The sequence below is a fragment of the Synechococcus sp. Lug-A genome (assembly GCF_024345655.1).
In the GTDB taxonomy this organism is placed as follows: Bacteria; Cyanobacteriota; Cyanobacteriia; order PCC-6307; family Cyanobiaceae; genus MW101C3.
In genome coordinates this window covers 75,428-93,371 of the sequence record NZ_JAGQBN010000014.1, presented here as the reverse complement: position 1 = coordinate 93,371, position 17,944 = coordinate 75,428, and the positions used below count along the sequence as shown (strand labels likewise).

Below are 17,944 nucleotides of genomic sequence, written 5' to 3'. Positions count from 1 at the left end.
CCTGTCGCCGCCGCCCCCCGCCGGCAGCGCCGCCACCGCCGGCCGTGGCGCCCGGCAACCGCCAGGAGGCGGCCGAACGGCAGCTGCAGGCGATCGATCAGGTGCTCGAACGGGTCCGGGACGACGTGGCGCGCGTGGCGTTGCGGCAGGAGCGGGAACGGGTGGAGGCGGAGCTGGCCCGTGGTGATCTCGAGCTGGTGGTGTTCGGCACCGGCTCCACCGGCAAGACCTCCCTGATCCGTGCCCTGCTGGATGAAGTGGTGGGGGAGGTGGGTGCCGCGATGGGCTCCACCGGCGACTGCCGCGTCTACCGCCTGCGGCTCAAGGGACTGCGCCGCGGTCTGCGGCTGGTGGACACCCCCGGCATTCTGGAAGCAGGCAGTGATGGCCGCCAACGGGAGATCACGGCGCGGGAACGGGCCGCCCGCGCCGATCTGCTGCTCTTCGTGGTCGACGGCGACCTGCGCGCCGCTGAACTGGAGGTGTTCGAGGCGCTCGCCAGCCTCGGCAAGCGCCTGTTGCTGGTGCTCAACAAGTGCGATCTGCGCGGCCAGGAGGAGGAGCGCCGCCTGCTTGAGCTGCTGCGCCGCCGCTGTTCCGGCCGCCTCGCCGACGAGGACGTGCTGCCTGCCAGCGCCGCCCCCCAGTCGGTACCGCTGCCCGGGGGCCGCCCGCACCAGCCGCTGCCGGAGATCGATGCCCTGCTGCGACGGATCGCCACCGTGCTGCATCAGGACGGTGAGGAGCTGCTGGCGGACAACATCCTGTTGCAGAGCCGCCGGCTGAGCGAGGCCAGCCGGGCCCTGCTCAGCGCCCAGCGCCGCAGCGACGGCGAACGCATCGTGGATCGCTACATGTGGATCGGTGCCGGGGTGCTCGTGGTGACGCCCCTGCCCGTGGTGGATCTGCTTGGCACCGCGGCGGTGAACGCCCAGATGGTGGTGGAGCTTGGCAAGGTCTATGGCGTCACCCTCACGCGGGAGGCCGGCCAGGATCTGGCCCTGTCGGTGGGGCGCACGCTGGCCGGTCTTGGCGTGATCAAGGGCGGGCTGGCCCTGATCGGCTCCGCCCTCACCCTCAACCTGCCGGCGCTGATCGTGAGCAAGGCGGTGCAGGGGGTGAGTGCGGCCTGGTTCACCCGCATTGCCGGTCAGAGCTTTCTCACCTACTTCGAGCAGGGGCAGGACTGGGGTGATGGCGGCATGCAGGAGGTGGTGCGCCGCCTCTACGACCTCAACCGCCGCGAGGGGGCCCTCAAGGACTTCCTGCAGGCGGCCTTCAACCGGGTGGTGGAGCCGTTGCAGCGGCGGAAGGACCCCCAGCTGCCGCCACGCCCAGGGCCTCGGGGGGAGGGGGAAGCAGGGGGCCGCGGGCGTCGAGCACCGTGATCAGCCCGAGGTAGAGCACCCCGATCAGAATCGAGATCGCCCCGGTGAGGATGGCCACCCAGCGGCCGCGCTTGTCGGAATCAGCCATGGGAAGGCACCAGCAGCGCGGAAGGCACGGGCAGCGAGCGGGCCACCACGGCGGCCAGCCGCTCCAGATGTTCGCCCTGGGTGTGGGGGTTGCCCAGCACCGCTTTGAGGTGATGGTGGCCCTGATGCAGCGGCCGGGACAGCATCAACTCCTCCGCCAGCAGCGCCGCACGGCACTGCTGCGACCACTGGGCGCAGGCCTGGGCATCGGCGCCGCTGGGCCGGAAGGCCAGCAGGTGCAACGGGCCACTCACCAGGCTGAGGGCCCCGGCCGGGGCCGCGGCGTGCAGCAGCTGCTCCAGCCGCTGGCGGCGGGCGATCGCCTCGCCCACCAGCTGGTCGATCCCCTCGAGCCCGAGCTGACGCAGGCCAAGCCAGAGCTTGAGGATCTCAGCGCTGCGGCTTCCCTGTAGCCCGCACTCGCCGCCATGGGCGCCTCCCCAGCTGGGTTCCATGTAGGGAAGCCCGGTGCCGAAGGTCTGGTGCAGGGCGTCGGGCTCGGCCAGCAGTAGCAGCGAAGAGGTTTTGGTGATCCCAAGCAGCTTCTGGGGGTTCAACGTGACCGAATCGGCCCGGCCCAGCCCTGCGACACCCCCGCAGTGCACGGTGCTGAGGCCGAGCACGCCACCGATCGCCCCGTCCACGTGCAGCCAGAGGCCATGGCGCTGGCACAGCTCGGCCAGGGGCTCCAGCGGATCCACGGCGCCGCGCACCGTGGTGCCGGCGGTGGCCACCACGGCCAGCACGGGCCGGCCGGCCCGCTGCAGGTCAGTGAGCGCCTGCTCCAGCCGCTGCGGATCCAGCCGTCCCTCTGCATCGGTGGGCAGCCGCAGCAAGGCCTCAGGCGCCAGTCCCATCACCAGCACCGCCTTGTCGAGCGATACATGGGCGTCGGTGCTGGTCAGCACCACCACGTCTGGGCGGTGCTGCAGGCCGCGGCTCTGGCGCGCCGTGACCAGCGCCATCAGGTTGCTGAGGCTGCCGCCGCTGGCAGGGATGCCGCCAGCGGCGTCTCCCAGCCCGAGGCGACGGGCCAGCCAGCCGCACAGGCCCCGCTCCAGGCGGCTGAGTGAGGGGGACAGCTCTTCGGAGAGCAGGTTGTTGTTCAGGCCGGCGCAGACGAGGTCGCCCACCAGCGAAGCGGTGAGCGGCGGCGGATCGAGGTGGGCCAGGGCGCCGGGGTGGTTGGGGTTGTAGGCCCCGTCCATCAGCACCTGCAGGTCGGCCAGCAGCGTGGTGCCATCCAGGCCGTGGCGGCGGGGCTCCAGTTCCGGCAACAGGCTCAGCCCGGGCAGTGGCGGGCGGCTGGTGGCTGTGCCCAGCCACTGGCAGAGCTGCTGCACCGCCCCGTTGAGAAACGCTTCCAGCAGCGGATCGGCCTGCCCTGGCGCTGCGAACGGCAACGGCTCAAGCGCCTGGTGCAGGTGTGGCGTGACGGCCAACGGCGGTGCAGGAAGGGGCTTCATTCTCCCTTGCCGTCCCTCAGCATGGAGGCACTGACACGCTGGGTGCCCGACCCGGCCACCGCTGCGCTGTGCTGAGCCCTCCGCCCGTTCCTGCCGCCCAGCAGCGCCTGTGGATGGAGCGGTTGCTGCGCCAGGCCCGCCGCGCCGGTGACAGGGGAGAAATCCCTGTGGCGGCGGTGGTGCTGGATGGGGAAGGGCGCTGCCTCGGCTGGGGCAGCAACCGCCGCCAGCTGGATCAGGATCCGCTCGGCCATGCCGAGCTGGTGGCGTTGAGCCAGGCCGCGGCCATGCGTGGCAGCTGGCGTTTCAACGACTGCAGCTTGATCGTGACGCTCGAACCCTGCCCGATGTGCGCCGGCGCCCTGGTGCAGGCCCGTATGGGGCGGGTGCTGTTCGCCGCCGGAGACGCCAAACGCGGAGGGTTGGGTGGCACCGTGGACCTGGCCCGGCACCCGAGCGCTCACCACCGCATGGAGGTGGAGGGTGGCTTGCTGGAGGTGCAGGCCACCCTGCTCCTGGCGGATTGGTTCAGGCAGCGGCGACAGCGACGGCCGTGCGGCCCGACTGGAACGCCGGCAGCTCCGTCTCCAGCAGATTGAGCAGCAGATCGACGTTTTCGGCGCGGCTGTTGTAGCCCATCAGGCCGATGCGCCACACCGAGCCGGCCAGCGCGCCGAGCCCGCCGCCCACTTCGATGCCGTGGCGGTTGAGCAGATGGAGGCTGAAGGCCTTTCCATCCACACCCTCGGGAATGCGCACCGTGGTGAGCGTGGGCAGGCGCAGGGGCTGTGGCACAAGCAGCTCAAGGCCGAGCCGCTCCAGGCCGCTCCAGAGGCGCTCGGCGTTGCTGCGATGGCGGGCCCAGGCGTGCTCCAGGCCTTCCTCGGCCAGCAGGCGCAACGCTTCGCGCATGCCGAAGTTCATGTTCACCGGTGCCGTGTGGTGGTACACCCGGTTGCTCCCCCAGTACTGGTTGAGCAGTGACACATCCAGGTACCAGTTGGGCACCTTGCCGCTGCGGGCAGCCAGCTTGGCTTCAGCCCGAGGGCCCATGGTGAACGGACCGAGGCCGGGAGGGCAGCTCAACCCTTTCTGGCTGCAGCTGTAGGCGAGATCCACGCCCCAGGCGTCGAGATGCACCGGCACGGCGCCGAGCGATGTGACCGTATCGAGCAGCAGCAGGCAGTCGTGTTGGCGGCAGAGATCGCCGATGCCTTCCATCGGCTGGCACACACCGGTGGAGGTTTCGGCATGAACAAGCGCCAGGGTCTTCGGCTTGTGGAGCGCCATCGCCGCTTCGAGCTCTTCGAGGCTGAAGGCTTCCCCCCAGGGGCGCTCGATCGTGACCACCTCAGCGCGGTAGCGCTGGGCCATGTCGACGAGCCGCAGGCCGAAATAGCCCTTCACGGCCACGAGAACCTTGTCACCCGGTTCGATGGTGTTGGCCAGGGTGGCTTCCATGGCGGCACTGCCGGTGCCGCTCATCGGGATGGTGAGGCGGTTGTCGGTCTGCCAGGCGTAACGCAGCAGTTCCTGCACCTCGCCCATCAGCTCGATGTAGATCGGATCGAGGTGACCGATCGGTGTGCGTGCCAGCGCAGCCAGCACCGTGGGATGGGCATTCGACGGCCCTGGGCCCAGCAGCAGGCGATCGGGGGTGGCGATCGGTTCCAGGGGGAGCCGATGACGATCGTTCACCGGGAGATCGGAAGACTGTGTGACCAAGGCCAGCAGGGCGTCGAAGAAGTGGGTTGCAGCCTACCCAGAGGCCAGAGCTGGCCCTGGGCAGACACGGCTTGGAGCGGATTCAGCGGCAGCGCACGTCGAGCGCAGACAGGCCACGGGCCATGTGATCGAAGGGGACCCGCACGAGCGGAGCCGGATCAAAACCGGCTTCGGCCAGCCGCTCCATCACCACATCGGCCAGCAGCGTGATGCTGCGCACCGTGGGGCCCGTGGGAACTCCCAGGCTCTTGTAGGTGTCGTCGAGACCGTTCAACACCCGCTCGTTGAGAATCGTGGCGTCGTCGGCGATCAGGGCGTAGCTGGCGTAGCGCAGGAAATAGTCCATGTCCCGCAGGCAGGCCGCCAGGCGCCGGGTGGTGTAGGCATTGCCGCCGGGCAGCAGCAGCTCGGGATCCTGCTCGAACAGGCGCCGGCTGGCTTCCCGCACGATGTCGGTGGCTCCCTGGTTGATGATTTCCACCGCCATGAGCCGTTGTTCGCCTTCCGCCAGGTAGGCGGAGATGCGATCGATCGCGTTCCGATCGAAATAGCGCCCCAGCTGGTCATACCGGCCGATCAGACCGGTGATGGCATCGCGCATGACGTTGAAATCGACGCACCTGGGCTGGAAGCTAGCACTGTGAAATGCCCAGAACCCTGTCCAGCTGAGGGATCTGCCGAATCTGACAGAAACGGTTACGCAGGCCGTTCGGCCTGTTTCAGCCCCGCCGGCCCTACGGGGGCCGGGGTCATGCTGGTCTGCTGGTCCCCACTTGCGCTCCTCTTCCTTCCCCTTCGCCCATGGCTCTGACCGTCGATGACGTCCTGCGCCGGCTGCGCGATCAGGCGATTGAACGGGTCGATCTCGGCCTCTGCGACCTGTCCGGCCGCTGGCATCACCTCACCGTGGCCGCCGAGCTGATCCAGCCGTCCGGTTTCAGCGAAGGTGTGTCCGTTGCAGCCCTGCCCGCCGCTGGCTTCGGCGGGGAGTCGCTCGCGGCAGGGGATCTGCAGGAAGCGGCGGTGGTGCTCGATGCCGCCAGTGCCTGGCGTGATCCGTTCCTCCCCACCGCACCGCTCAGCCTGTTCGGCTGGATGCGCTGCCGCTCCGATGGCCATCCCGGCTGCGCCCGCTCGCTGGCCAGCCGCGCCACCGAGGCGCTGGCCAGCTCTGGCCTGGCGGACACGGCCCTGTTCCAGGTGGCTCCGCATCTGCTGCTGCGTGGCGCCGGTGAACGCTCCGCCGGCCGCATCCCCCTGGGGGAGCACGGACAGGCAGCAGCGTTGCCGGAGCGGTCGCTGGCCTTCCGCAGCGAACTGCTCTCGCTGCTGGGCACGCCTGCCCCCCTGCAGGCCGCGGAGCTGCTTCCCGCTGCCGATGGCCTGATGCGGCTCGGCTACACCGCCCATCATCTGGCCGCCTGTTGCGGACTGTCAGCGGCCCTGGTGGCGGCGGAGCGGCCGGCGGAGGCGGCCGGCTGCCTGCCGGTGAGCCAGAGCCTTCGCAAGGCCCGTCTGCCGTTGTTCTACGGCGAAGGCACCCGCGCCGATCTCTCCCAGACGGCCCGCTGGTACATCGGTGGGCTGTTGCTGCATGCCCCGGCCCTGCTTGCCCTCACCGGCACCGGTGCGTCGATCGATGGCGGTTGGGGGGGCGCAGGCAGCGCTGCGCCACTGCGCCGGGCCTACGCGCCAGGGGTTGGCAGCACCGTGGTAGGTCTGCCGGTGGCCCGGCCCACGCCGGCCAGCCAGCGACTGGCGTTCGTGGCCATTGAGGCCGCTGCCAATCCCTACGTCTCCTGGAGCGCCCTGCTGCTGGCGGGCCTCGATGGCATCCGCCGCCAGATCGATCCCGGCGGGATCCAGGTGCTCGATCCCTCCCATCCGCCGGCGGAGGCCCAGCCAGACCCGTTCCCGCCGCTGCCCACGCACCCGCTCGCCGCGCTGGAGGCTCTGGCCACGGACCATGCCTTCCTGCTGGAGGGTGACGTGTTCAGCAGTGCCTGGATTGCCTTCTGGATCGAGCGACAGCGGCGGCGACTGCCGCTGGCCCCACCTCAAGGGGAGCCGTTCCGGTCGGTCTGAGCCCGCGATCGGACCGGTTTCGCCGGAAGATTCGGGCGCGTGGGGCTCGCGACCTCCGCGGCGATCCGCTGGAATGAAGCCGATGTGAAGGGATGTTCCCGCGCCGCCATGCCCGATGCCGTGAGCAAGCTCGCGTACCAGACCCTCCAGCAAGGCAAGAGCTTGGTGGGAGTGGCGCACAAGGAGCTGAGCACCCGTCTGGGGCAGCTGCTGGCCGCCGACGGGGGCCCGAAGACCGTACCGGTGCCACCGGAGATGCTCAACCAGCTGCGCGCCTCCATGGACCGCTTGCTGGAACTCGACTGGCAGGAAGCGGAGCGGGGGGTGTATCCCGCCTCGCTGTTGTTCGATGCCCCCTGGCTTGACTGGGCCACCCGCTACCCCTTGGTCTGGCTCGACCTGCCCAACATCTGGAGCCGGCGCAGCCAGCGCAATGTCCGCGACCTGCCGCGGGATGTGGAGCCGGAGAACTACCCCGGCTATTACCTGCAGAACTTCCACCACCAGACCGACGGTTACCTGAGCGACCACTCCGCCGCGCTCTACGACCTGCAGGTGGAGATCCTGTTCAACGGCACCGCCGATCCGATGCGTCGCCGTCTGCTGGCGCCGCTTCAGCGGGGCCTGCGGGCCTTCGCCGATCGTCGTCCGGGTCAGCTGCGGGTGCTTGATGTGGCCGCCGGCACGGGCCGCACCCTGCGCCAGCTGCGCGGGGCCCTGCCCGGGGTGCAGCTGGTGGGCCTCGACCTCTCGGCCGCCTATCTCCGTGAAGCCAACCGCTGCCTGAGCCAGCTGCCGGGTGAGCTGCCCCAGCTGGTGCAGGGCAATGCTGAGGCCCTTCCGTTCGCCGATGGCTCCTTCCAGGCCGTCACCTGCGTGTTCCTGCTCCATGAACTTCCCGCCGAGGCGCGGCAGAACGTGATCAACGCCTGCTTCAAGGTGCTCGAGCCGGGAGGGGTCCTACTGCTGGCCGACTCGATCCAGCTGGCCGACTCGCCCCAGTTCTCTGCAGCGATGGAGAACTTCCGCCGTGTGTTCCACGAGCCCTATTACCGCGATTACGTGGGCGACGACATCGAGGCCCGGCTGCAACAGGCCGGTTTCGAGGCGGTCACGGCCCAGACGCATTTCATGACCCGGGTCTGGTGCGCCACACGCCCTCGCGAGGCAGCGGTGACGGCCTGAGACGGCTGCTCAGCGCTTCAACCACAGTGCCAGCAGCATTCCGGCTCCCCCCCAGCGCAGGGCTTTCCACACCACTTCCTCCTGCCAGTTGGAGGTGCGCAAGGCCTTGGGCAGCGGGTCGAGCAGGCGTTGGCCCAGTTCAAGCCGCTGGCGCAGGCGCCGGGCGCCGCTGCTGTTGTCGTCCGGCTTGAGCCGCTCGGCCCGGGCGGCCACTGCCAGCATGCGTGAGAGGCTGTGCAGCCATCCCCCCGCCTGGCGACTGGAGGGACGGCTGCGAGGGGTCAAACCGCTGGTCATGCCGCCAGGATGGATCCCTCCCCTTGGTTTCGTCCAGTGCCGATGCCCTCCGGCAGCTCTGCCCTCTCCACCGGCCCCTCCACCGGCACCGGCACCAACCCCGCCACCAGCACAGAGCCCTCCTCCGGCACTGGCCCCGCAACCGGATGGCCGCCGGGCAGCCGTGAGCTGGCCGAGCAGCTGCAGCGTCTGCTGGTGATCGATGGCCGCGACTGGCATGCGCACAAGAGCCAGAAGCCCAGGCGCGCGGCCGAGCAGATCGCCTCGGCGCTGGTGCATCTGCTCAGCGAGGCCAGTCCGGCCCACCGCCGCGACCCTGTCGCCCATGCAGAGGCGATCGCCTTGCTGGAGCACGGCCTGGGCTGGCTGAAAGGGGAGCGAAGCGACCCCGGCTGCCCGAGCCATGGGCACGGCTCCCGGTAGGGATCATCCGGTCGTGTTGATCCGGCAGCGATCCGCAGGCAGTGATCCTCAGGTCGTGGGCACCAACCGAGGACCCTGCTGAGCACTCAGCCCCGTTCGGGCCGGATCTGCACCGCCAGCTGCAGGCGGTTGCCCCGGTCGCTCCAGCGCACGTCGTCGAAGCAGTGGTGGATGAGGAAGAATCCACGGCCGCAGCAGGAGCCGGGTTCCTCCGGCAGGGCGCTGGTGCGCCGCGCTGTCGGCACGCCCGTGCCTTCGTCCTGGATCTGCCAGATCATCCAGCGCGGGGTCTGGATGCGACGGATGCGCAGGCACTTGCCCGGATCGCCGCCGTTGCCATGGCGGACGGCGTTCACCAGGGCTTCCTGCAAGCCGAGCTGAAGCTGGGCCAGGTTGTGGGCCCTGCGCATCGGCTCCAACAGCAGCTCCAGGAGCGGCGCCAGTTGCAGGGTGGAAGGGGTGATGAAATCGGTCCAGCGCAGGGATGGGACCAATGGCCGGGGCATCGACTCCGCTTTCCGCTCTGGCTTGACCCTAACGCCGTGCGCCGTTGCCCTCAGCGACACCCTTCACGCGCTGTTGCAGCGCCGGATGGCTGAGCAGCGCATCCATCAGCCGCACGCCCCGGAGCTGGTTGATCAGGGGCATATGCCCATCCGGTGCCTCCAACGACCAGGTGAAAGCCTTGGGGTAGCGGGTCCAGAGGCCCTCCTCCTTCCAGCCGAGCTTGGGCCACAACCGCTCCCAGCGGCCGCCGCAGGCCTGCAGCAGGCGCCCCTGTACGGAGAAGCCGAAGCGTCCGCGCGAATAGCAGAGCCAGAGCCGGTCGAGGGTCTGCAGATCGATGCCGCTGATCGGTGGCACCTCGCTGAAATAGACGTACCCGCGGGCCTCGGCGGCGGGCCCGGCCAGCTGGCGCAGGATCGAGCTCGTGCAGCGATCGGCCAGCTCGAAGGCCTGCTCGCTCAGGGCCGCCTGCAGAGGCTGGTAGTCGATGCCGCTGCCGCTAGGGGTTTCCAGCCACCCCTGGGGGTACCGGCCGCGGAAATCGGCAGCCAGGGGGTCGGTCTCGCTCAACAGCCAGTGGATCAAGGCGCCCGGCACCCAGTCGTCGCCGCTGGCATCAAGCCCCGCTAAGCGATCGATCAGCAGAGGGCGCAGCTCGGTGCGACGTGCCTCCAGCTGGGCCAGCAGGCTGCGCTGCTGCCGTGGGGAAGCGCTGAGGAACCGCTCCAGCAGCTGATCGGCTGTGACCGTGGCAGAGGCGGGTGGTCCGGAAAGCATGGCGTTCAGCCAGCCAGAGCAGGGCCAGCGTGTTGCCCACTATGTCAGCCGAGCCCTACGGGTCGGAGACGACGCACCGTGAAGCGCCGATCCGGCTCTGCCTAGGATCGAATTTTCCACCCCTCTGCGATGACGGCTATTCAGTTCTTCCGCGGGGTGGACGAACCCGTGATTCCCGACATCCGGCTGACCCGCTCCCGCGACGGCCGCACCGGCCAGGCGATGTTCGTGTTCGAGGAGCCGGAAGCACTGGCCCCCGAAAGCATTGGTGACATCACCGGCATGTTCCTCCTTGATGAAGAGGGGGAGCTCGTGACCCGTGAGGTGAAGGCTCGCTTCGTGAACGGCCGCGCCAGCGCCATCGAAGCCACCTACACCTGGAAGAACGAAGAAGATTTCGAGCGCTTCATGCGTTTCGCGGAGCGCTATGCCGCGGGCCACGGCCTTGGCTTCGCCGGCCAGGACGACGAGGCTGACGCTGGAGACCCTGCTGCGGAGTCGGATCCGGCTTGAACTTCGGGAACTGGCTTGGGTTCGCCGCCACCATCGCCGCTGCCGCACTGCTCTGGAGCCTGCGCGGTGTGGTGATTCAGGTCTTTGCCGCCGTGGTGCTGGCCATGGCGATCTGCACCCTGGTGGGATTCGTGCAGCAACGGTTGCGCTGCAACCGCTCGCTGGCGCTGTTGGTGAGCGTGCTCGGGCTGGTGGTGGTGCTGTCCGTGGCCATCGCGGTGCTCATCCCCCCCTTCGCCGAGCAGTTCGGACTGCTGCTCACCAAGGTGCCCGCCGCCGCCGCGCTGCTGCTGAAGATGGGCCGCGAAACCCTCTCCTGGGGGGGGACGATAATCTATGGCCAGCAGGACACCCGCCTTGATTTCGGGTGGCTGACCTCCCTGTTGCCGGCCGGCGGGGACAGCACCGCCGCCCTGGCCGGCGGGATCGGCCAGGGGGCAATGCGGCTCCTGGGTCTGGCGGGAAATCTCGGCAGCGGCGCTGTGCAGCTGCTGTTCGTGGTGGCCGTGAGCCTGATGGTGGCGGTGCAACCCACCGCCTACAGGGAAGTGGCGGTATTGCTGGTGCCCTCCTTCTACCGTCGCCGCTTCCGCCGCGTGCTCGAACTCTGCGGCACCGCCCTCAGCGACTGGATGGTGGGGGTGTTGATCAGCTCCTGCTTCGTGGCGCTGCTCTCAGGCATCGGCCTCTGGCTGCTGGGGGTGAATCTTGTGGTGGCCAATGCGTTGCTGGCCGGCCTGCTGAACGTGATCCCCAATGTGGGACCCACCTTGAGCACCATCTTTCCGATGTCGGTGGCGCTGCTCGATGCCCCCTGGAAAGCGGTGGCGGTGCTTGGCCTCTATCTGGTCATCCAGCATCTGGAGAGCTATGTGATCACTCCTTCGGTGATGCATCACCAGCTCAAGTTGCTGCCCGGCCTCACCCTGTGCGCCCAGTTCCTGTTCACGGTGATGTTCGGACCGATCGGATTGTTGCTGGCGCTGCCGTTGGCGGTGTGTCTACAGGTGATCATTCGTGAAGTACTGATCCACGACGTGCTCAACCCCTGGCAGCTTCAGCGTCGGCTTTCATGAAGCCTCGCGCTGTGCTCGGACTCCTGGGCCTCGTGGTGCTGGGGCTGCTCCTCTGGGAGCTCCGCTGGGTGCTGTTGGTGCTGTTCGGAGCCGTGGTGCTGGCCGTAGCGCTCGATGTGCCGGTCACCCAGCTGCGCCGGCGGCTGCCGATCAACCGGCCCACCGCCCTGTTGTCGGTGCTCTTGGTGTTGGTGCTGCTGGGCTGGAAGGTGTCGGAGCTGCTGTTGCCCGAGCTGGTGGAGCAGGCCGGTGAATTCACGCGCCTGGTGCCGGAGCTGGTGCAGCGCTTGGGGGAACTGGCCGGTGGGATCAAGGGGTTCCAGAGCCTCGAGCAGCAGTTCGCCAGTTTCACCACGTTGGACAGGCTGCAACCGCTCGGCACCCAGTTGCTGGGGGTGGCAGGGAGCACCGCCAATACCACCATCCAGGTGCTGCTGATGGTGCTGCTGGCTTTGCTGCTCGCGCTCGATCCCCGCAGCCACCAGCGCCTGCTGCTTGCCGTTTCCCCGCGCTTTGCCCGCCCCGGCATGGAGAGCCTGCTGCACGATTGCCGTCAGGCCATGGGCGGCTGGCTGGCTGGCATGACGATCTCCGCCGTCACCGTTTTTCTGCTCACCTGGGCCGGCCTGGCGCTGCTGAGGGTGCCGCTGGCCCTGCTCAGCGCCTTGGTGTGTGGCCTGCTCACCTTTGTGCCCACGATCGGTCCCACGGCCGCCACCTTGCTGCCACTGGCGGTGGCCCTGCTGATTTCCCCGGCCAAGGTGCTGCAGGTGCTGCTGCTGCGCCTGCTGCTTCAGAACCTGGAAGCCTTCGTGCTCACGCCCGTGCTGCTCAGCCGTACGGTCAACATGCTGCCCACAGTGGCACTGATGGCCCAGCTCTGCATGGGCGCCCTGCTGGGCCTGCCCGGGGTGCTGCTGGCCCTGCCGCTGGTGGTGGTGCTGCAGGTGATCTGCCAGAAGGTGCTGGTGGAACAGGTGATGGACCGCTGGACGCTGGAAGCGCCTTAGCTGGTTTCCCAGGCAGGGGGCGAAGTGTGGCTGTGATCGCTGCCCAACCCACGGATCGCTGCGATCCACACGCTTGCTGCGTTCAGCGGAAGCGGTTGAACAGCTCAGGCGCCAGCACCAGCACGCCGATCGGCAGGGGATGGCGGCTCACCGCGGCGATCACGGCGGCCATGGTGAAGTGATCACTGAGCAGCAGGAATTCGGTCCTGAGTTCAAGCAGCGCCAGCAGCACGAGCACCACCGGCACAAAGGGAATGCGGCTCATGCCAGCGGGCTGCGCGCCCGGTTCGATGCTGTGATCAGGCTGAGCAGGGTGGGCGCCACGCCGATGCTCGACCAACTCCCGACGGCGATTCCAGTGGCGAGCGCCACGGCAAACCAGAACAGGCTGCTGCCGCCAAAGAAGATCATGCCCAGCAGCGGCAACAGGGTGGTGAGCGAGGTGTAGAGCGAACGGGTGAGCGTGGCATCCACGGCCACATCCACCTGATCCTCGATGGGAAGGTGGCCGAGCAGGGATTTCTGCTCCCTGATGCGATCGAACACCACCACGGTGTCGTTGACGGAATAGCCAGCCACCGTGATCAGCGAAACCGCGAACAGCGAGTCCACCTCCACGCCCAGCACCAGGCCCAGCCAGGCGAACAGCCCGGCCGTGATCAGAACATCGTGGCCGAGGCAGAGGATGGCCAGGGAGGCGAACAGGCGGTCGTAGCGGAAGCTGATGTAGACGGCGATGGCCGCGAAACTCACCAGCAGGGACACCAGACTGCTCCTCAGCAGCTGGACACCCAGGGTGGGACCGATCGTTTCCACCGAGGTGTCTCCCGGAAGGAACGGGCCAATCCGGCTGCTGAGCTGGTCGATCAGGGCCGTGCTCTGATCGGCACTGAGGGTGGGCATGCGCAGGTCGATCGAGCGGCCGCCATCAAGCACCTGCAGAGGGGCGCGCTCGAGCTGGGGTGCGGCCACCCCGGCCTCCTCGGGCAGCTTCACCCGGGCAAGCTGCTCTTCCACCTGCGGCGCCGTGAGCGGAGTGCAGCTGGAACCACAGGCCCTCTCCAGCTGGATGCGGGTGCCACCGGTGAAGTCGAGGCCTGGCCTCAGCGGCAGGCCGATCGACGGATTCAGCCAGCTGAGCAGCAAGCCAATCAGGCTCAGCAGGCAAGCCGCTCCTGAGGCGGCCCAGGCGAGACGGCGATGGCGATTGATGCGGAAGTAACGGATCGCCGGAACTGAATCCGCGGCTGTGGGGCTCATGGGAATTCAGGCGGCAGGGGAGGGAAGCTCGCTGCCCGGGAGGAAGTAGGTGGGGCGTCGCAGCGAGGGGTAGCTCATCAGCAGCCGCAGCAGGGTGCGGGTGCAGGTGAGTGCGGTGAACAGGCTCAGCACCAGGCCGATCGCCAGGGTGACGGCGAAGCCTTTCACCAGGCCCGTGCCGAGGGCGAACAGGGCCACGCAACTGATCAGGCCGGTGGCGTGGCCATCGATGATTGAGGAGAAGGCCAGCGAGAAACCCGTGTCGATCGAGCGGATGAGGGTGTTGCCGCCGCGCAGCTCCTCCTTCACCCGCTCGAAGATCAGCACGTTGGCATCCACCGCCATGCCCACGCTGAGGATGAAGCCGGCGATGCCCGGCAACGACAGCGTGACCGGAATCAGGGCGTAGGCCGCGAGGTTGAACAGGGCATAGAGGAGCAGGGCCAGCACCGAGACGAAGCCGGGCAGGCGATAGACCACCACCATGAACACCGCCACCAGCGCCAGGCCGCCCAGAGCCGCCACCAGGCTGGAGCGGATGTTCTCGGCCCCGAGCGTGGGCCCCACGGTGCGCACTTCGATGATCTTGATCGGCAGGGGCAGGGAGCCACCGCGCAGTTGCACCTCCAGATCCCGGGCTTCTTCGGCGGTGAAGTTGCCGGAAATGCTCGCGGCGCCACCGGTGATCCCAGCCGCCTTGAACTGTTCGCCCACGCTGGCCTCGCTGATCGAGCGTCCATCGAGCACGATGCCGAGCAGTCGGTTGGTGCCCGCGATCGATTGGGTGAGGCGTGCGAAGGCTTCCCCTCCGGCGCGGTTGAAGTTCAACGTCACATCCCAGCCGGGGCCATTGGTCTGCTGTTGGCGACCGGCTCCTGTGAGATCACGGCCCGTGAAGGCGGCCGGTTCATAGAGAGCCACGATCCGCTTGTTCACTTCGGCCAGGAGCAGTTCGAGCTGGTCGGCTTCGCTGGCTCCCGCCGGCACTTCCAGGCCCAGGGCGCTGAAGGCCTTGGCCATTTCCTCAGCGGGGAAGCTGGGGGCTGGCGGGGGCGTGGCGCCCGGAGGGAGCCCGGGGGTGGAAGGATCAGCCGGGCGCCTGTTCTTCAGCCGGCCGAGCACGGCGGAGGCCTGGGTTTTCAGGCGCAGCAACCCTTGCATTTGCTGCTCTGTGCCGGGTTTCTGGACCCGGAACTCCAGCAGGGCCGTGGTGCCCAGCACCCTGGCGGCGCGGCTGGGATCCTGCTCACCGGGCAGCTGCAGCAGCAGTTGGTCATCGCCGACGCGCTGCAGGGTGGATTCGGCCACCCCGAGGCTGTTGATGCGGCGATCAAGCACCTCCTGCACCGCTTCGAGCTGCTCGGCCTGCACCTGCCGAATCGCGCCGGCCGGCATCACCTGGAGGGTGAGCTGGCTGCCGCCGCGCAGATCGAGGCCGAGCTGAAGCGGAAATGTGACCAGGACCACCCCGGCGGCAATCGCCAGGGCCAGGATCAGGGCCACCCATCCTTGCTGGCGTGCCATCTCAGAGGGTGCCTGCTTTGAGGCGCCGGGCGGCCTCCACGATCTGGCTGGGCTGAATGATCGTGAGGTTCTCCAGACCGCCGTTGTAGGGGGTGGGGATGTCCTGACTGGAGAGGCGCAGGGGACGAGCGTCGAGATCGTCGAAGCAGTGTTCGGTGATCAGGGCGATCAGCTCGGCGCCGATGCCACCGGTTTTCATGCACTCCTCCACCACGATCACCCGATGGGTCTTGCGGATCGATCGGCTGATCGTCTCCATGTCGAAGGGTTTGAGGCTGATCAGATCGATCAGCTCCACATCAACACCCTCGGCTTCGAGTTGCTGCACTGCCTTGAGGCAGTGGTGGCGCATGCGGGAATACGTGAGGATGGTTACGTCCTTGCCTTCACGCACCACATCGGCCTGATCAAGGGCGCAGATGTAATCGCCTTCAGGGATCTCCTCGCTGAGGTTGTACAGCAGCACGTGCTCGAAGAAGAGCACGGGGTTGTTATCGCGGATAGCGGCCTTCATCAGGCCCTTGGCGTTGGTGGGGGTGCTGACGGCAACGATCTTGATGCCGGGCACGGCATGGAAATAGGCTTCAAGCCGCTGGCTGTGTTCAGCCCCGAGCTGACGCCCCACTCCGCCGGGGCCGCGCACCACCGTGGGGATCGTGTAGTTGCCGCCGCTGGTGTAACGCAGCATCCCCATGTTGTTGGAGATCTGGTTGAAGGCGAGCAGGAGGAAGCCCATGTTCATGCCCTCCACGATCGGCCGCAGGCCGGTCATGGCTGCACCCACGGCCATGCCCGTGAAACTGTTTTCCGCGATCGGGGTGTCGAGCACGCGCAGCTCGCCGTATTTCTCGTAGAGGTCCTTGGTGACTTTGTAGGAGCCGCCGTACTGACCCACGTCTTCGCCGAACACGCAGACGGTGGGGTCTTTTGCCATCTCCTCGTCGATGGCGTCGCGCAGGGCGTTGAACAGAAGGGTTTCTGCCACAGGGGAGATGCGGACCCGGCGCAGGTGCCGGAAGTGGGGCCAACTTATCTCAGGCCCGCCAGTCGCAGCCTCGCTGCGTTGGAGGGGAGGTGCAGGCTCGCTGGTCTGAGGGCTGCCAGGGTGAAGCCGGTGCCGCTCAGCCGCCGGCCGCGAAGGTGGCGAGCAGGAGCACCGACAGGATCATCCCCGGCGAGAGCAGCAGGGCCAGCAGGCCGAGATCGTGAGGGGTCATCGCAGCGGTGGGGGAACCGGTGGTGGCAGCAACCTTAGGAAGGCTCGGTGGAGCTGGCGGGCAAGAGGCTGCGAATGAACACCAGGAACAGGCCCAGGCCCACGAAGGCGAAGCTGAAGGTGGCCAGGAAGCTCATGCCCACGATCAGGGTCTTCATGGCGGTGCCGATGCTCTGGGCGAACGGTTTGCTGTAGTTCGGCGGATGGAGGGCGAAGTAGGTCACCACCCGTTGGCTGAGCAGCAGGCTCACCCAGGCCAGGGCGCCGCTGGTGACGGCACCGGAGAGGAAACTGAGCGGCCCCTTGCGGGGCGGAGCGGTGGGTGAGGCGGCGGCCGCTGGCATGCCGCTGCTGGAGCTGTTGCCGGAGGTGCTGCCGGGGTCGGTCTGCTGGGGGTCGCTCATCGTGGGGCGTCGGGATCGGGGACGGAGCCGGCCGGGGGCATGGCCTGATCGCTGATGACCCTGGCACCTGCCGGCGTGAAGCGGCAGCACCAGGCGTCGAACCCCGCGGCCTGCAGGGCCGGAGCGAGCTGCTGCTGGGCCGCAGCGGCTTCAGCGGCGCTGCTGAACAGAGCGAACAGGCTGGGCCCGGATCCGCTCATCGCCACGCCGAGGGTGCCGGCCAGGCCGCGCAGCAGAGCCAGGCCCTCGCGCACGCTGGCCTGCTCCGGCTCCACCACGGCCTGCAGATCGTTGCGCAGGGGCGGCAATCCGCGCTCCCCCCGCAGGGCGGCCAGCAGCGGGCCGCCGCGCAGGTGCTCCCGGCGTTGCTCGAAGTCGGCCTCGCAGTCGAGGTAGAAGTCGCCGCGCAACTCCCGGCAGCGCCCATAGGCCCACGGCGTCGACACACTCACCGCTGGATCCTTGATCAGCAGTACGGCCAGGGGATCGTCTGCCGCCGGCACCGGCTCCAGCTGCTCTCCCCGCCCGAAACACAGCTGGCCCCCCCCGGCGAGGCAGAACGGCACATCGGAGCCCAGCTCCGCCGCCAGTTCCAGCAGGGTCGCCGGGGGGAGATTCATGTTCCAGAGTTGGTGCAGGCCCACCAGGGCGGCAGCCGCATCGCTCGACCCTCCCGCCAGCCCGGCTCCGATCGGGATGCGTTTTTCCAGGTGGATGTCGGCGCCCCGCAGCGGCCCCTCCAGCCGCTGCTGCAGCAGCAGGGCGGCGCGGCTGATCAGGTTCGTGCCGTCCGTGGGCAGTCCCGGGCAGTCACAGCTCAGTTGGAGGCGGCCATCGTCCCGTTCGTGCAGGATCAGCCGGTCTTCCAGATCGATGCTCTGCATCAGCATCGCCAGCTCGTGGAAGCCATCCGGCCGCAACCCGAGCACTTCGAGGTGCAGGTTGATCTTGGCGGGAGCAAGAACGGTGAGGCTGCGGCTCAGTGCTGCCATGGGTTGCGT

General features: G+C 68.3%; 20 protein-coding genes. 8 read left to right on the top strand and 12 right to left on the bottom strand.

The window, feature by feature from the left end:
* A partial coding sequence (locus KBY86_RS11550) for a YcjF family protein (RefSeq protein ID WP_255141158.1) occupies positions 1-1,388 on the top strand: 1,388 nt, incomplete at its 5' end.
* 80 nt (positions 1,389-1,468) lie between these two features.
* On the opposite strand, the gene KBY86_RS11545 is transcribed toward KBY86_RS11550, so the two are convergent.
* On the bottom strand, positions 1,469-2,941 hold the full coding sequence (locus tag KBY86_RS11545; RefSeq protein ID WP_399221458.1) for a pyridoxal phosphate-dependent decarboxylase family protein: 1,473 nt from the start codon (positions 2,939-2,941) through the stop codon (positions 1,469-1,471).
* A gap of 68 nt (positions 2,942-3,009) precedes the next feature.
* Between KBY86_RS11545 and KBY86_RS11540 the strand changes: the two genes are divergently transcribed.
* Positions 3,010-3,540: a nucleoside deaminase gene (locus KBY86_RS11540; protein WP_399221456.1), complete on the top strand. Its 531-nt coding sequence runs from the start codon at positions 3,010-3,012 to the stop codon at positions 3,538-3,540.
* On the opposite strand, the gene KBY86_RS11535 is transcribed toward KBY86_RS11540, so the two are convergent.
* Together KBY86_RS11535 and KBY86_RS11530 are read right to left on the bottom strand one after the other, a co-directional pair.
* A complete protein-coding gene (locus KBY86_RS11535; RefSeq protein ID WP_255141156.1) occupies positions 3,470-4,639 on the bottom strand; it encodes an alanine--glyoxylate aminotransferase family protein in 1,170 nt (389 codons plus the stop codon). The genes KBY86_RS11540 and KBY86_RS11535 overlap by 71 nt on opposite strands.
* Before the next feature lie 109 nt (positions 4,640-4,748).
* Positions 4,749-5,267 carry an allophycocyanin subunit beta gene (locus tag KBY86_RS11530; RefSeq protein ID WP_094513131.1) on the bottom strand — a complete coding sequence of 173 codons (519 nt, stop codon included), beginning with the start codon at positions 5,265-5,267 and terminating at the stop codon, positions 4,749-4,751.
* A gap of 200 nt (positions 5,268-5,467) precedes the next feature.
* On the opposite strand from KBY86_RS11530, the gene KBY86_RS11525 reads away from it, so the two are divergent.
* Together KBY86_RS11525 and KBY86_RS11520 are read left to right on the top strand one after the other, a co-directional pair.
* On the top strand, positions 5,468-6,751 hold the full coding sequence (locus KBY86_RS11525; RefSeq protein WP_255141155.1) for a hypothetical protein: 1,284 nt from the start codon (positions 5,468-5,470) through the stop codon (positions 6,749-6,751).
* Between the two features lie 108 nt (positions 6,752-6,859).
* A complete protein-coding gene (locus KBY86_RS11520) occupies positions 6,860-7,936 on the top strand; it encodes a class I SAM-dependent methyltransferase (RefSeq protein ID WP_094513476.1) in 1,077 nt (358 codons plus the stop codon).
* Positions 7,937-7,945: 9 nt separating this feature from the next.
* Here KBY86_RS11520 and KBY86_RS11515 read toward each other — a convergent pair whose 3' ends face one another.
* Positions 7,946-8,233 (bottom strand): hypothetical protein, encoded by a 288-nt coding sequence (locus KBY86_RS11515; protein ID WP_094513133.1) that lies wholly within the window; start codon positions 8,231-8,233, stop codon positions 7,946-7,948.
* Between the two features lie 9 nt (positions 8,234-8,242).
* Between KBY86_RS11515 and KBY86_RS11510 the strand changes: the two genes are divergently transcribed.
* The gene (locus tag KBY86_RS11510; RefSeq protein WP_094513134.1) at positions 8,243-8,656 is read left to right on the top strand and encodes a DUF6439 family protein; all 414 of its coding nucleotides are present in this window, start codon (positions 8,243-8,245) and stop codon (positions 8,654-8,656) included.
* An 86-nt stretch (positions 8,657-8,742) separates the two neighbouring features.
* Here the strand turns inward: KBY86_RS11510 and KBY86_RS11505 are convergent, their stop codons facing one another.
* Together KBY86_RS11505 and KBY86_RS11500 are read right to left on the bottom strand one after the other, a co-directional pair.
* On the bottom strand, positions 8,743-9,162 hold the full coding sequence (locus tag KBY86_RS11505; protein ID WP_255101259.1) for an ATP-binding protein: 420 nt from the start codon (positions 9,160-9,162) through the stop codon (positions 8,743-8,745).
* Positions 9,163-9,190: 28 nt separating this feature from the next.
* Entirely contained in the window at positions 9,191-9,940 is a 750-nt protein-coding gene (locus tag KBY86_RS11500; protein WP_255141154.1) for a GUN4 domain-containing protein, read from the bottom strand.
* 129 nt (positions 9,941-10,069) lie between these two features.
* Between KBY86_RS11500 and psb28 the strand changes: the two genes are divergently transcribed.
* The 3 genes from psb28 to KBY86_RS11485 are packed head-to-tail and all read left to right on the top strand — an operon-like array spanning position 10,070 to position 12,539.
* A complete protein-coding gene (gene psb28 / locus KBY86_RS11495; RefSeq protein ID WP_255141153.1) occupies positions 10,070-10,453 on the top strand; it encodes a photosystem II reaction center protein Psb28 in 384 nt (127 codons plus the stop codon).
* Positions 10,450-11,529 (top strand): AI-2E family transporter, encoded by a 1,080-nt coding sequence (locus tag KBY86_RS11490; protein WP_255141152.1) that lies wholly within the window; start codon positions 10,450-10,452, stop codon positions 11,527-11,529. The genes psb28 and KBY86_RS11490 overlap by 4 nt, the downstream gene beginning before the upstream one ends.
* Complete coding sequence (locus KBY86_RS11485) at positions 11,526-12,539, top strand: AI-2E family transporter (protein ID WP_255141151.1); 1,014 nt, start codon at positions 11,526-11,528, stop codon at positions 12,537-12,539. Before KBY86_RS11490 ends, KBY86_RS11485 begins: the two co-directional genes overlap by 4 nt.
* Positions 12,540-12,621: 82 nt before the next feature.
* Here the strand turns inward: KBY86_RS11485 and KBY86_RS11480 are convergent, their stop codons facing one another.
* The 6 genes from KBY86_RS11480 to ispE all read right to left on the bottom strand — a co-directional run bounded on the left by KBY86_RS11480 (position 12,622) and on the right by ispE (position 17,935).
* Positions 12,622-12,804, bottom strand: a complete 183-nt coding sequence (locus KBY86_RS11480) for a hypothetical protein (RefSeq protein ID WP_255101255.1) — start codon at positions 12,802-12,804, stop codon at positions 12,622-12,624.
* Positions 12,801-13,799, bottom strand: a complete 999-nt coding sequence (gene secF, locus KBY86_RS11475; protein WP_255141150.1) for a protein translocase subunit SecF — start codon at positions 13,797-13,799, stop codon at positions 12,801-12,803. The genes KBY86_RS11480 and secF overlap by 4 nt, the downstream gene beginning before the upstream one ends.
* A gap of 6 nt (positions 13,800-13,805) precedes the next feature.
* Positions 13,806-15,323 carry a protein translocase subunit SecD gene (gene secD, locus KBY86_RS11470; protein WP_255141149.1) on the bottom strand — a complete coding sequence of 506 codons (1,518 nt, stop codon included), beginning with the start codon at positions 15,321-15,323 and terminating at the stop codon, positions 13,806-13,808.
* 1 nt (position 15,324) lies between these two features.
* The gene (locus KBY86_RS11465; RefSeq protein ID WP_255101252.1) at positions 15,325-16,308 is read right to left on the bottom strand and encodes a pyruvate dehydrogenase complex E1 component subunit beta; all 984 of its coding nucleotides are present in this window, start codon (positions 16,306-16,308) and stop codon (positions 15,325-15,327) included.
* Between the two features lie 266 nt (positions 16,309-16,574).
* Complete coding sequence (locus tag KBY86_RS11460) at positions 16,575-16,883, bottom strand: DUF3082 domain-containing protein (RefSeq protein WP_255141165.1); 309 nt, start codon at positions 16,881-16,883, stop codon at positions 16,575-16,577.
* A gap of 56 nt (positions 16,884-16,939) precedes the next feature.
* Positions 16,940-17,935, bottom strand: a complete 996-nt coding sequence (ispE, locus tag KBY86_RS11455) for a 4-(cytidine 5'-diphospho)-2-C-methyl-D-erythritol kinase (protein WP_255141148.1) — start codon at positions 17,933-17,935, stop codon at positions 16,940-16,942.
* Positions 17,936-17,944 lie beyond the last annotated feature (9 nt).